The following is a 12,039-nucleotide window of genomic DNA, read 5'->3' on the forward strand; positions in this document are numbered from 1 at the left end:
CCGCTTATGGTGCTCTGACGGCCCGTGGGAAAAGCTGAGACATACGGAAAGCACATGCACAGCTGCCAGCGCGCCGGGTCGACGACGAGCGTGAACGAGCGTGACCGAGTGCGACCGAGACAAACAGCCGTGGATCGAGGAGAGAAGCTGTGAGCACCGAGAACGAGGGCACCGCGGTACCCCCTGCCCCGTCCGCACCTCCAGTGCCGACGGCGGCTCCCGGTGCTTCCCGGCCGACAGCCGCGCCCGAAGGCGGCGCGCCGACGACTCCGCTGCCGCCCATGCCCCAGGGTGCCGCCGGCACACCGGAGCAGAACCCCGCGCAGCCGCCCCACGGCGCCGCGCAGGGACCGTACGCCTCCGGCCCGGCGCCCGGCTCCGCGCCCGCCGGCTCCTGGCCGCCCCCGCCCCCCGGGACGCCCTCGTACGCCGACGGCGGCGCGGGCGCGGGTTACGGCGGTGCCGGCTACGGCGGGGAAGGCGGAGGCCCGGGCTGGGGCTCCTCGTACCAGCAGCCCGCCCCGAAGTCCGGCCGCGGGCGTGGCGGCCTGGTCGCCGCGGTCCTGGTGGCCGCGCTGGTCGCGGGCGGCCTGGGCGGCGGCCTCGGCTACACCCTGGCCAAGAACAACGACGACAGCGGCTCCACCACCGTCTCCGCCTCCAGCAGCGCCTCCCAGGTCAAGCGGGCCCCCGGCACGGTCGCGAACGTCGCCGCGAGGGCGCTGCCCAGCACGGTCACCATCGAGGCGGAGAGCACCAGCGGCGAGGGCGGCACGGGCACCGGGTTCGTCTTCGACAAGCAGGGCCACATCGTCACCAACAACCACGTGGTGGCGGACGCGGTGGACGGCGGCAAGCTCACCGCCACCTTCCCGAACGGCAAGAAGTACGACGCGGAGGTCGTGGGCCACGCCCAGGGCTACGACGTGGCGGTCATCAAGCTCAAGAACGCCCCCTCCGGCCTCAACCCGCTCGCTCTCGGCGACTCCGACAAGGTGGCCGTCGGCGACGAGACGATCGCGATCGGCGCCCCCTTCGGCCTGTCCAACACGGTCACGACGGGCATCATCAGCGCCAAGAACCGTCCGGTGGCCTCCAGTGACGGCAGCTCCACCAGCAAGGCGTCCTACATGAACGCCCTCCAGACGGACGCCTCCATCAACCCCGGCAACTCCGGCGGCCCCCTTCTGGACGCCTCCGGCGCGGTGATCGGCATCAACTCCGCGATCCAGTCCAGCAGCAGCGGAGGCGGCCTGGGCGGCTCCGGCCAGTCCGGCTCGATCGGCCTCGGTTTCGCCATTCCGATCAACCAGGCCAAGTACGTCGCCCAGCAGCTGATCAAGAACGGCAAGCCGGTGTACGCCAAGATCGGCGCGTCCGTCTCCCTGGAGGACAGCACGGGCGGCGCGAAGATCACCGACCAGGGCACCGGCGGCGCCGCCGCGGTCGAGTCGGGCGGCCCCGCGGACAAGGCCGGCCTCAAGCCCGGCGACGTCATCACCAAGCTCGACGACACCGTGATCGACTCCGGCCCGACCCTGATCGGCGAGATCTGGACCCACAAGCCCGGCGACAAGGTCACGATCACCTACAAGCGCGACGGCAAGGAGCACACGGCCGATCTGACCCTCGGCTCCCGAGTGGGCGACAACTGACACCCACCCGCGCGTGCCCACCGGTTACTCTTGTCCCCGCGCCGCCGATCTCGCGCGGCGCGGGGAGGCGTGCCCGAGCGGCCGAAGGGAACGGTCTTGAAAACCGTCGTGGCAGCGATGTCACCGTGGGTTCAAATCCCACCGCCTCCGCGCGATGAGCAGTGAGAACGGCCCCTGACCTGGTGACATGGTCGGGGGCCGTCCTCGTGCCCGGCTACCATGGCTGCCCGGTGTTCCCCGTGGGTTCCCGCTCGATCGGGCACGCGCGGGGCACGGTTCGCAAGACTGACGCGGCTTCCCTTGGAGGGGCTTCGCTGGAGCGGTGCGCTTCGGTGTCATTCTTGCCCGCTCGAACTTTGCCCCTCACCATTTTAGTGCACACTTGTACACTCAATGATTATCGGCTTAGCGAGGGGGTTAGTTGCCAACTAAGTCTGCGACTAAGTCTGCGAAACGGCGTGCGCGCACATTTGGTGCGCGCTAATCTCGTGTCACGTCAGAATGCACCCCCGGGTGCATTTAGGTGGGGTCGGGCTTCACTTGCCCGGCGACCATCGTGAGGACGAGCCCCCCGCGCCACACTGGCCGGCGGAGCGAGGGGCCGCCCCTGTGGGTTAGCGACCGCGTGTCAGTGCCCAGACCAGGACTGCGGAAGTGGTAGCGCCAACTACCTGGACCGACACCTGGTGGAACCAGCACTGCACGCGGTCGCTGGTCTTAAGAGACCGGAACCACGCGAGCACTGCTCCGAAGGCTTTGGCGAGGTGTCCCCCAACCTCTGCCCCCCTGGATCTAAGCGCCTCCCAGAGGCGCCACCACATTCGCGCAGAGCGCATGGATGTTCCCTTCTCTTGCCAGTAAGCAACTTGGTGCACAAGAGAGGGACTTGGACCCGAAGGCAGTATGGCCGACGCGTTCATGGTCTGTCTGGCAGTTCAGCGGAAAAATGGGGGCGGCCCTGTGGGCGCCCGTTTAGGGGACGATTTCCGCACCTATCCCCCTCCCTCAGCCACATCTCACCCCAGCTCCCATCCCGTCTGCCGTCGACCCACACACCGTGGAGCGGGCGTGGTTCATGGCGTCCAGGTGGAGCGCGCCACTGTACGAACGACCTGGACGCCATGGGCCGCGTCTGCTCGGCTCTGCCTGGGTCGACGGCAGACGGGATGGGAGCTCCCCGCGCACGCCACATTCGGCCGGCACTCGCGAACGGCGCCCCCTCCATCTCGGAGCCCGAGCGCCCCCGCCGGAGGCATGTCTTGACCTGTGCCGCGCTATGCGGTTCTCGACGTTTGGGCCGTAGCTCGCTGCGGCCCCAGGGGCGGCCCCTGCGCCGTAGGCGTGTGGGGGCCGCCCCAGGGGCCAGCCCGCGCCTCGCGCGGGCACTTGATGAGGTAGAGAAACCTGTAACAGCTCATGGCCAATACGGGTCTTGGCGCTGGTCATGCCTCCGTGGTGATCTGGCGGCGATGGCACACAAGAGGGGGCAAGGTGCAGCCGTTACCGGATGACTTGGCGCGGAACCGGCCGGGCGACGCGGTGCGCCGGAAGATCCACGAGTTGCAGCCGAATCGAGTACTTCGGCTGGTCGACCGTTGGCGGCCTGGTTCGGAGATCCGGAGTTGGGCGGATGGACTCAAAGGCGAACAGCTCACCGCGCGGAAGCTGAGCAGACTCCGGGGCCGTGGCTGGTTCACCCTCCACGCCATCCAGTGGGCGAGCGGCGCGGACATAGATCACCTCACCATCGGCCCCGCTGGCGTCTTCACCATCAACTCCAAGCGGCACCGAGGTAAGGCGGTTTGGTACGGCGACAGTGCCATCACGGTCAACGGAGCACCCACCCGCCACATCGCAATCAGTCAGTCTGAAGCGCGCCGTGTGTCCCGCATCCTGTCTCAGTGCTGCGGAGTCGACGTTCCCGTCCGCCCGGTGATCTCCGTCGCGCACGCGTCGAAACTGACCGTCAAGGGGGCGAACCCTCCGGTACTCGTCCTGGCTGTCGAACAGCTTGACCAGGTTCTGTCGGGTCTCTCACCGACGCTCTCCACCGACCAGGTGGCTCACATCTACGGTGTGGCGCGGAGGGCTCAGACCTGGGCCGGTTGATCACGCGTCGAAGTCGTACTCCAGGATGTACGAGGCAGCGTCCAGCGTCATTTCGTTGATCTCGACGGGGCGGCCTTCGTCCGCGAAAGCGGTGCGGCAGATGAGGATGACCGGCGTACCCGAGGAGATGCTCAACTGCGCCGCCTCGGCCTTCGACGGCATGCGCGAGCGGATCTCCTCGCGAAAGTGCACTGGCTTGTAGCCGAGTTCGGCAAGCCTGGCGTACGTTCCGCCGGGGCCGGTGTTCTCCTGGGTGATCGCCGACCCGGCGACCACAGAGGTGGGCAGATAACTCGTCGCTAGCAGAACGGGCTTCCCATCCAGAACGAAGCGCCGGCGCCTCACGCACACGGTCTCCCCGTCGGCCAGGTCCAAGACCGCGCTGATGTGGTCGGGGGCTTCCTCCTCCGACACGGTGACCTGGTCCACCTCGAGTGCACGGTTTTCGATGTCCGCGGACCAGATGGAACGGCCACTGCCCCACTGCTGCTGGGAAAGTCGTTGGATACCTCGGCGTCGAAGCGGGCGGAACGCTCGTACGAACACGCCTGCGCCCTTGCGGGCCTCGGCGACGCCTTCGTCGCGGAGCACACTCAACGCCTGTCGGGCCGTCATGCGGGCCACGCCATGCGCGGCCATCAGCTCGTTTTCTCCCGGAAGCCGATCACCGGGACCGTACTCGCCCGCCTGGATCGCCTCGCGTAGGGAGTCCGCGATCCGCTGGTACTTCGGCCGACGGTCGTCGTCGGTGTTGGCCATTTCTGAACCCTCCTCTCTTCTCTAGACAGCCTAGGCCATAGGTACGGCACTCGCCCTCTGCGTGTAGCCGCTATCCGTCGGCCTCAACATCTCTAGACATCACCCTTGACATCTCTAGAGACGCATCCCACAGTTGGAGATGTCTAGAGAGGTCGCACCGAGTGACCTCCGAGAGCCAGGGAGTGCTGTATGCCGTCGTTCAAGATCGACACGTCGACTGCTGTGGTGTTCGTGGCGACCGCGCCGACGCCGAAGCTGGCCAACGCCAAGACGGGTGAGCGGGCGATGGACCGGGAAACCGGGGCGCCGCTGTCGACGGTGGGCCTGCTGGTCTCCGACGAGGGAGAGGGCAACCTCTACCAGGTCACCATCCCGGAGACCGGTTACCCGGAGGGCCTGGCCCCGGGCATGCCGGTGAAGGTCATCGGCCTCAAGGCCCGTGACTGGGAAAACGAGTTCAACGGCCAGAAGCGCCATGGCATCTCGTTCCGCGCAGCCGCGATCACCTCGGCGGCCTGACCATGAGCGACCTGTCCATGGTGCTGGAGACCACGGGCGCCCTCGCGAGCGCTGGCGGTCTCGGTTATGCGAAGGTCCGCGCTCCGCGCGTGTACTGGTCGCTGGTCGGACTGCCGGTCACCTGGGGCCGGTTCACCTTCACGTACCGCTCGACGATGGACGTGTGCGGGCTGACGGTGCAGCCGTCGCGTCTGCGGGCGTTCCTCACGCGGAACGTGGCCCGTCGCGAGGTGCTGCCGATCCCGCCGAAGATCCGCCGGGTCCGGGGCACCTCGACCGGGCTGCGGGTGACCCTGCGGCTGCCCGCCGGACTGGAACCGGCCGACCTGATGGCCGCCTCCGAGCGGCTGCGTCACGCCTGGGGCGTGCACTCGGTGACCATCGTCGAGACCAAGCCGGGATACGTCGAGTTGCGCATGACCGGCTATGACGTGCTCCGCCGGGTCCGGCTTCCCCGCGGGGCTCGCCCTGAGGGCCTGTCCGTGCCGGTGGCGCTGAGGGAGGACGGGACCGCCTTCGTCCGCGACTACCGCAAGGTGCCTATGGCGCTGACGCTGGGCGCCAACAACTCGGGCAAGTCCGTCTATCAGCGGAACCTGATCAAGGGACTGGCGCAGTTGCCGGTGGCCCTGGTCGGGATCGACTGCAAGCGGGGCGTGGAACAGACCGCGTACGCGCCCCGCCTGTCGGCCCTGGCCACCGCACCAGACGACTCCGCCTCGCTCCTGGAGGTGCTGGTGGGCGAGATGGAATCCCGCTTCGACCTGCTGAGCCATCACGGCGTCTCCGACATGTGGGACCTGCCCGAGGAGATACGGCCGGTGCCGGTCGTCGTCCTGGTCGACGAGGTCGCCGAACTCTTCCTCATCTCCTCCAAGAAGGACGAGGAACGCCGTGAGCGGATCGTCACCGCCTTGATCCGGCTCGCGCAGATGGCCCGCGCGGTCGGGATCTGCCTGGAGGTGTGCGGGCAGCGCTTCGGCTCCGAGCTGGGCAAGGGCGCGACCATGCTGCGTGCCCAGCTCACCGGCCGCGTGGTCCACCGGGTCAACGACAAGCAGACCGCCGAAATGGGACTCGCCGACGTGGCCCCGGACGCGGTCATGGCTGCCGGTCTGATCCCGGCGGAGCGCCCCGGAACGGCCGTCGCCGCCGACTCCTCTGGCGGCTGGTCGAAGATCCGCACCCCGCACACCTCCCGCGATGAGGCCGTGGCGGCCTGCCGAGAGTTCGCCCACCTCGTCCCCGACCTGCCCGCCCTCGACCCGTACCGGCCGCACGTGCCCGCCGACGCTCCCGCGTCCGGGCGGTCGCTGGTCATGCCGCTGCCGGTCACGGAATGAGGGGGCGATCTGTGTGAGCCGCCTGATCCGCCCTGATGCCGTCCTCGTCCAGGCCGTGATCGCTGGTGCCCTGTCCTTCGCGCACCTGCACGACCTGGCGTCGGCGGCCGGGCAGTCCGGATGGAAAGCCTGGGCCTACCCGGTCTCGGTCGACCTGCTGCTGGTCGCCGCCTGGCGTCGGCTGCGCGCCGCCCGGGACCGGTCGTCCTGGACCTGGTTCGCCATCGCTCTGACAGCCTCCCTCGGCGCCAACGTCGCCACGGCCGGGCTGCTCGACCTGCACCACGTTCCTGCCTGGCTGCGCATCCTCGTCGCCGGATGGCCCGCCCTCGCCTTCCTCGGCGGAACCCTCCTCGTCCACGCCCCCGCTCCCGCCCCGGTCGTCTCGGAGCCGGAACCGGAAGCAGACGAAGAACCGGCGGCGCCGGAAGTCGAGGTGCACCGTACCGACGCACCCGAACCGGCGGCCCCATCCCCGGTCCCGGCGGAACTGACCTCGGCACCCGTCAAGCCTCCCGCCGGCACCCCGGGTGTTCCCCCGGCCCTGCTCGACCACGCCCGCTCGATCGCCGACGCACACCGCAACAGCACGGGCGAGCAGATCACCGCCGACGCGCTCACCGCCCGGCTCGGTCTGCCCGCCCCGACCTGCCAGGCGATCGCCGCTCAACTCCAACTCGCCTGACAGTGAAGGGAGAACAGCTCATGCCACAGACCTTCAACCGCGCTGCCGACTACTTGGCCGCGGCTCGCGAGATGGCCGACTCCGGCCGCCCGGCCCTGGCCCGGATGCTCGCTGAGGAAGCCGCCGACCGTACCCCGGACCCGAACGAGGCGGCCCGCATCCTCGACGAGTTCCCCGGCCACAGCCTGAGGCGGGAGAGCTGACATGACCGCCTACCGCCGCTTCCGCGACGTGCGCCGCTTCGGCCCGGTCACCGTCGGCACCTACCACGACGGCCGGGGCCGCACCCGCCACACCGCCGCCTGCAACGCCCCCGGCTGCGGCTTCTCCACCGACTACGCCGACCGTGCCGCCGCCGAACTCGCCGCCCGTACTCACCGCTGCAACCCCTGACAGGAGGAACGATCCCGTGTTCACCCCGAAGTACCCGCCCCAGGACACCGCCCCGGCGGCCACCGCCTCGGTACCCACGACCGACAACGCCCCGGCTACCACACCGCCGACCCCGGCCCCGGTTGCCTCGGCGCCGAACCGGCCCACCGTTCAGCTCACCCCCGGCACCGCGCTCGCCCTCGTCGGCGGCGGCACCGCCGTGATCCTCGTCGTCGGCGCGGTCCTGGTCTCCATGCTCCTCGCGGTCGCCATCACCGGCGTCTCCGTGGCCGTGGTTGCCATCGTCCTCCGCCTCCTCGCCAAGGACCTCCAGAAGGGGCGGTGACCGGATGGACACGAACGTGATCGCCGCAGGCTTACCGGCCCTGGGCTGGGCCTTCCACGGCGGGGTGCTCCTGCGCCGCCTGGCCACCGCCCGCCGCGACCCCCTGACCGGCCTGCACACCCGCGCCGGATGGACCGCCCGCGCTGAACATCTGCTGGCCAAGCACCCCGGCGCCCTGGTGATCCTGGTCGACCTGGACGACTTCAAGGCAATCAACGACACCCACGGCCACGCCGCCGGAGACACGGTGCTCACCGCGACCGCCCGCCGACTGAGCGACTGGTGCGGACGCCACGGCATCGCCGCCCGCCTCGGCGGAGACGAGTTCGCCGCCATCGTCGCTCACCCCGACCGCACCCCCGGCCTTCAGGCCCTGCAGACCGCCTTGGACCTCCCCGTCGACCACAACGACTGTGCTCTGCCGGTCTCGGCCTCGGTCGGTCAGTGTCACCGCGAGCAGCTGCCGGTGCCGACCCTCACCGACGCTCTGTCCGCTGCCGACTCCGCGATGTACGTGGCCAAGGGCCACGGCAGGCGCAACACACGCTAAGCGGCCCCCGGAGCGGCCTCAACCGCCAAGTTTCTTCCGCTCCGGGCGCCTGACCCCTTCAAAATCCAACGGACCCGAAAGGGAGATCCATCATGCCCCAGCACACCTCGCACCGGCGGATCTGCCGCGACTGCGACGGTTTCGCCGCCGCCGCGATCAGCACCGGCACCCGCCACCGCGACGGCTCCCGCGTGACCATCCGCGTCACCTGCCAGACCTGCAAGGGCACCGGCCACCAGCTCCCGGCCGCCCAGCTCGCCCGCGCCGGTAGGTGAAGCACACGTGACCGACACCGCCACCATGGCGGGCCTGGACCCGGCCACCCTCGCCGACGTGCTGAGGCTGGCCGGGTCCACCGGCTTCGACCGCATCCAAGAACAGATCCGCCGCACCGGCGGCTGCACCGACCCGATCCGCCTGCAAGGCTCGACTGTCACCCGCGAGGCGGCCACCGGGCACGTCCTGCACTCGTACTCGACCGACCACGAGCCCGGCGGCGTCCTCCGGCTCGCCTGCGGCAACCGCCGGGCCTCCCGCTGCCCGTCCTGCGCCTGGACCTACGCGGGCGACACCTACCACCTCATCCGCGCCGGCCTTGTCGGCGACCCGGGCAAGGGCACCCCCGAGACGATCCGCGACCACCCCCGCGTCTTCGCCACCCTCACCGCGCCCTCGTTCGGCCCGGTCCACAACCGGCCGGGCAACCGGCCGTGCCGCTGCGGCACCCGCCACGCCGAGGACGCCCCGGAGCTGGGCACCCCGCTCGACCCGGACGGCTACGACTACGCGGGCGCCGTGCTGTGGAACAACCACGCCTCTGACCTGTGGCGCTACTTCACGATCTACCTGCGGCGCGAGATCGCCCGCCGGGCCGGGCTCACGCAAAAAGCCGCCCACGAACAGTCACGGGTTTCCTTCGGCAAGGTTGCCGAGTACCAGAAGCGTGGCGCCGTGCACTTCCATGCCGTGATCCGCTTCGACGGACTGGACGGGCCCGACAGCCCGCCCCCGGCCTGGGCCACCCTCGACCTGCTCACCGACTCGATCCACGCTGCCGCCGCCCGCGTCGCGGTCGACGTACCTCCGTCCGGCGACCAGCCCACCCGCACCCTGCGCTGGGGCGCCCAGCTCGACGTGCAGCCCATCGGCGCCTTCGGCCAGGGCGAAGAGATCACCGAGCAGGCCGTCGCCTCCTACGTGGCCAAGTACGCCACCAAAGCTGCCGAGACCACCGGCACCGTCGACCGCCGTATCGGCAACAAAGAGGCCCTGGCCCTGCTCGACGTCCCCGATCACCCGGCCCGGCTCATCGAGGCCTGCCTCGACCTGCACCCGCTCTACCCGGACCGCAAGCTGCGCGACTGGGCCCACATGCTCGGCTTCCGCGGCCACTTCTCCACCAAGTCCCGTCGCTACTCCACCACGCTCGGCGCCCTCCGCCAGGTTCGCGCCGACTACCGCGCCGCCCAGCAGCGGGCCGCGCTCGGCCTGCCCGACCCGGACGACGAGGAAGCGACCACGCTCACCCTCGCCCACTGGACCTACGCCGGCCATGGCCACACACCCGGCGAATCCTGGCTCGCCGCGAACATCCGCCGGGACCTGCAAGCAAGCCGTGAGATCGCGCGTGAAGTGCTCGCCGATATGCGCTCGGAAGGGGAGGACTGGTGACCATGGATCGGCTGCTCACCGTTCAGGAAGTCGCCGAACGTCTCGGCACGGGCGTGCGGTTCCCTCGCCGACTCATCGAGGAGCGGCGGATCACCTTCGTGAAGGTCGGCCGTCACGTACGCATCCCCGAGGAAGCGGTGAAGGCGTTCGTGGCTGCCAACACCGTGGAACCGATCGTCCTGCGTCCGGTGGGGCTGAGGGGTGCTGCCTGATGGCCCCGAAGCGTAGGTCTCGCCGCACGTTCGGCCGCGTGCGCAAGCTCCCGTCCGGCCGCTTCCAGGCTCGGTACCCGGGGCCTGACGGCGTGCTGCGGCCTGCGGATCGGACGTTCGCCACCACGACGGACGCCGACCGGTGGCTCATGCGCAAGCGCATCGAGATCGAAGAAGGCCGCTGGCTCGACCCCGCCGAGGGGCAGACAACCGTGCGGGACTGGGCCGCGCGCTGGCTGGCTGCCGTCGCTCCGCAGCTCAAGCACAAGACACAGGCCTCGTACCGATCGCTGATCAACTCGCGGATCAATCCGGTGCTCGGGGACCGCGAGCTGTCGAGCCTGCGGCCGATCACGGTCACTGAGTGGGTGGCCACGATGCGCACTGAGGGGCTCAGTGCCTCGCGTATCCGCCAGGCGTACCGAGTGCTGTCGCAGATCATGGCGTCGGCCGTGGACAACGACCTGATCGCGCAGACTCCGTGCCGTGGCGTACGGCTGCCGCGTATGCCGCAGACCGAGCCGCACATCGTCACGCCGGTCGAAGCCTCGCGCATCGTGCGTCACGCCGAGAAGCCGCACGATCTGCTGATCGCGCTTCTCGCCTTCGCGGGCCTGCGCGTGGGTGAGGCGTTCGCGCTTCGGCGCTCGGACGTGGACGCGGCCGGCGGTTTCCTCCTGGTCGACGAGAACCTGGCCGAAGCGAACGGCACCCTGGTCTTCGACACTCCGAAGTCTCATCAGAAGCGGCGTCTGCGGCTGGCGCCCTCGCTGGCGAAACGGCTCGGGGTCTACCTCGAGGTCCTGCCGGGCGGAGCGGACGAGCTGCTGTTCACCACGCCCGCGGGCAAGCCGCTGCGCTACAACCAGTGGCGCAAGGCGTACTTTGACCCTGCGGTCTCGGCGGCCGGGCTCACCGACCTGACTCCGCACGACCTTCGGGCCTCGCACGGGACGTGGGTCGCCGACCGGTACGGCGTCATGACGGCCGCTCACCGGCTCGGGCACTCGAACGCGAGCGTGACGACCCGGCACTACGCCCGGCCGGTCGCTGGCCGCGACGACCAGGTGGCCGAGGCCTCCGACGCGTGGTTCAGCGGGCACGACGACGCCGATGGGGCACGTAGGGGGCACGATGACGACGAAGACGGCTCTGCGGGCGTGCTGGCACGCGTCTGACCTGCGATGCAGCGGTCAACGGCCGTGAGCGTAGAAAGGTCTTGAAAACCGTCGTGGCAGCGATGTCACCGTGGGTTCAAATCCCACCGCCTCCGCGTGGTGAGCAGTGAGAACGGCCCCTGACCTGGATATGGGTCGGGGGCCGTTCGCATGCCTGACCGGTTGTCCGGTCGGGGGCCGACCTCGTGGTCAGAGTTCCTCGTCCCGGGCGAGTTCCTCCCAGGCGAGGTCGCGCAGGCCCCGGTCCGCCTCGTGTCCGGTCGGGGCCTGGGGGGTCGGCTGGAACCAGACGACGGTGAGGGTGGAGCGGTACAGCACCGGATCGTGGTCCGGGTCGAGGGCTGTGGAGCGGAATGCGCCGACGCAGGCGACGGGCGCGAGCATCTCGACGGGGCCGAAGGGGCCCGACTCCCCTGCGGGGCGTTCGCGGGGTGGCGGGACGAGGTGGACCGGGGCGGCGCGGTGCCCGGATTCCGCCGACCGCAGCAGGCCCCTGATCCTCATCTCGTTGACGCGCTCGCACGGGTAGCCCTCCAGGAAGCCGCCATAGGTCGCCGACAGCTGCAGGTCCATGAGGTCGATCGAGCGGCCGGAAGTGAGGGCGACGCGGGTGAGGGGCATGGGCCAACCCTAGGAACGC

Annotated in this window: 15 protein-coding genes and 1 tRNA gene; 14 read left to right on the top strand and 2 right to left on the bottom strand. The window is 69.9% G+C overall.

Going from position 1 to position 12,039, the window contains the following annotated elements:
- Positions 1-149 precede the first annotated feature (149 nt).
- The 3 genes from ACFY0F_RS33195 (at position 150) to ACFY0F_RS33205 (ending at position 3,764) form a co-directional block, all read left to right on the top strand.
- Positions 150-1,655 (top strand): S1C family serine protease, encoded by a 1,506-nt coding sequence (locus tag ACFY0F_RS33195; protein WP_388802749.1) that lies wholly within the window; start codon positions 150-152, stop codon positions 1,653-1,655.
- Positions 1,656-1,718: 63 nt separating this feature from the next.
- Positions 1,719-1,805: transfer RNA gene (locus ACFY0F_RS33200), tRNA-Ser, on the top strand.
- Positions 1,806-3,071: 1,266 nt separating this feature from the next.
- The gene (locus ACFY0F_RS33205) at positions 3,072-3,764 is read left to right on the top strand and encodes a nuclease-related domain-containing protein (RefSeq protein WP_388802752.1); all 693 of its coding nucleotides are present in this window, start codon (positions 3,072-3,074) and stop codon (positions 3,762-3,764) included.
- On the opposite strand, the gene ACFY0F_RS33210 is transcribed toward ACFY0F_RS33205, so the two are convergent.
- Positions 3,765-4,523, bottom strand: a complete 759-nt coding sequence (locus ACFY0F_RS33210) for a GntR family transcriptional regulator (protein ID WP_388802755.1) — start codon at positions 4,521-4,523, stop codon at positions 3,765-3,767. It abuts the gene before it with no gap.
- Positions 4,524-4,712: 189 nt separating this feature from the next.
- Between ACFY0F_RS33210 and ACFY0F_RS33215 the strand changes: the two genes are divergently transcribed.
- The 11 genes from ACFY0F_RS33215 (at position 4,713) to ACFY0F_RS33265 (ending at position 11,399) form a co-directional block, all read left to right on the top strand.
- Positions 4,713-5,042, top strand: a complete 330-nt coding sequence (locus ACFY0F_RS33215; protein ID WP_388802758.1) for a hypothetical protein — start codon at positions 4,713-4,715, stop codon at positions 5,040-5,042.
- Between the two features lie 2 nt (positions 5,043-5,044).
- Positions 5,045-6,385 (top strand): FtsK/SpoIIIE domain-containing protein, encoded by a 1,341-nt coding sequence (locus ACFY0F_RS33220; protein WP_388802760.1) that lies wholly within the window; start codon positions 5,045-5,047, stop codon positions 6,383-6,385.
- A gap of 13 nt (positions 6,386-6,398) precedes the next feature.
- Positions 6,399-7,070: a DUF2637 domain-containing protein gene (locus tag ACFY0F_RS33225; RefSeq protein WP_388802762.1), complete on the top strand. Its 672-nt coding sequence runs from the start codon at positions 6,399-6,401 to the stop codon at positions 7,068-7,070.
- Positions 7,071-7,090: 20 nt separating this feature from the next.
- Complete coding sequence (locus ACFY0F_RS33230; protein ID WP_388802764.1) at positions 7,091-7,273, top strand: hypothetical protein; 183 nt, start codon at positions 7,091-7,093, stop codon at positions 7,271-7,273.
- 1 nt (position 7,274) lies between these two features.
- Positions 7,275-7,463: a mobile element transfer protein gene (locus ACFY0F_RS33235; RefSeq protein ID WP_388802766.1), complete on the top strand. Its 189-nt coding sequence runs from the start codon at positions 7,275-7,277 to the stop codon at positions 7,461-7,463.
- Positions 7,464-7,479: 16 nt separating this feature from the next.
- Complete coding sequence (locus ACFY0F_RS33240) at positions 7,480-7,788, top strand: SpdD protein (protein WP_388802767.1); 309 nt, start codon at positions 7,480-7,482, stop codon at positions 7,786-7,788.
- 4 nt (positions 7,789-7,792) lie between these two features.
- Positions 7,793-8,338, top strand: coding sequence for a GGDEF domain-containing protein (locus ACFY0F_RS33245; protein ID WP_388802769.1), 546 nt, complete (start codon positions 7,793-7,795; stop codon positions 8,336-8,338).
- Positions 8,339-8,430: 92 nt separating this feature from the next.
- Positions 8,431-8,613, top strand: a complete 183-nt coding sequence (locus ACFY0F_RS33250; protein ID WP_388802771.1) for a hypothetical protein — start codon at positions 8,431-8,433, stop codon at positions 8,611-8,613.
- Positions 8,614-8,620: 7 nt separating this feature from the next.
- Positions 8,621-10,009, top strand: a complete 1,389-nt coding sequence (gene repSA, locus ACFY0F_RS33255) for a replication initiator protein RepSA (protein ID WP_388802773.1) — start codon at positions 8,621-8,623, stop codon at positions 10,007-10,009.
- A gap of 2 nt (positions 10,010-10,011) precedes the next feature.
- Entirely contained in the window at positions 10,012-10,221 is a 210-nt protein-coding gene (locus tag ACFY0F_RS33260) for a helix-turn-helix domain-containing protein (RefSeq protein ID WP_388803047.1), read from the top strand.
- Positions 10,221-11,399: a tyrosine-type recombinase/integrase gene (locus ACFY0F_RS33265; RefSeq protein ID WP_388802775.1), complete on the top strand. Its 1,179-nt coding sequence runs from the start codon at positions 10,221-10,223 to the stop codon at positions 11,397-11,399. The genes ACFY0F_RS33260 and ACFY0F_RS33265 overlap by 1 nt, the downstream gene beginning before the upstream one ends.
- 189 nt (positions 11,400-11,588) lie before the next feature.
- Here ACFY0F_RS33265 and ACFY0F_RS33270 read toward each other — a convergent pair whose 3' ends face one another.
- Positions 11,589-12,020, bottom strand: coding sequence for a hypothetical protein (locus ACFY0F_RS33270; protein ID WP_388802777.1), 432 nt, complete (start codon positions 12,018-12,020; stop codon positions 11,589-11,591).
- Positions 12,021-12,039: the final 19 nt, after the last annotated feature.

Origin of the sequence: Streptomyces sp. NPDC001544, from assembly GCF_042894285.1 — a bacterium.
GTDB lineage: Bacteria > Actinomycetota > Actinomycetes > Streptomycetales > Streptomycetaceae > Streptomyces.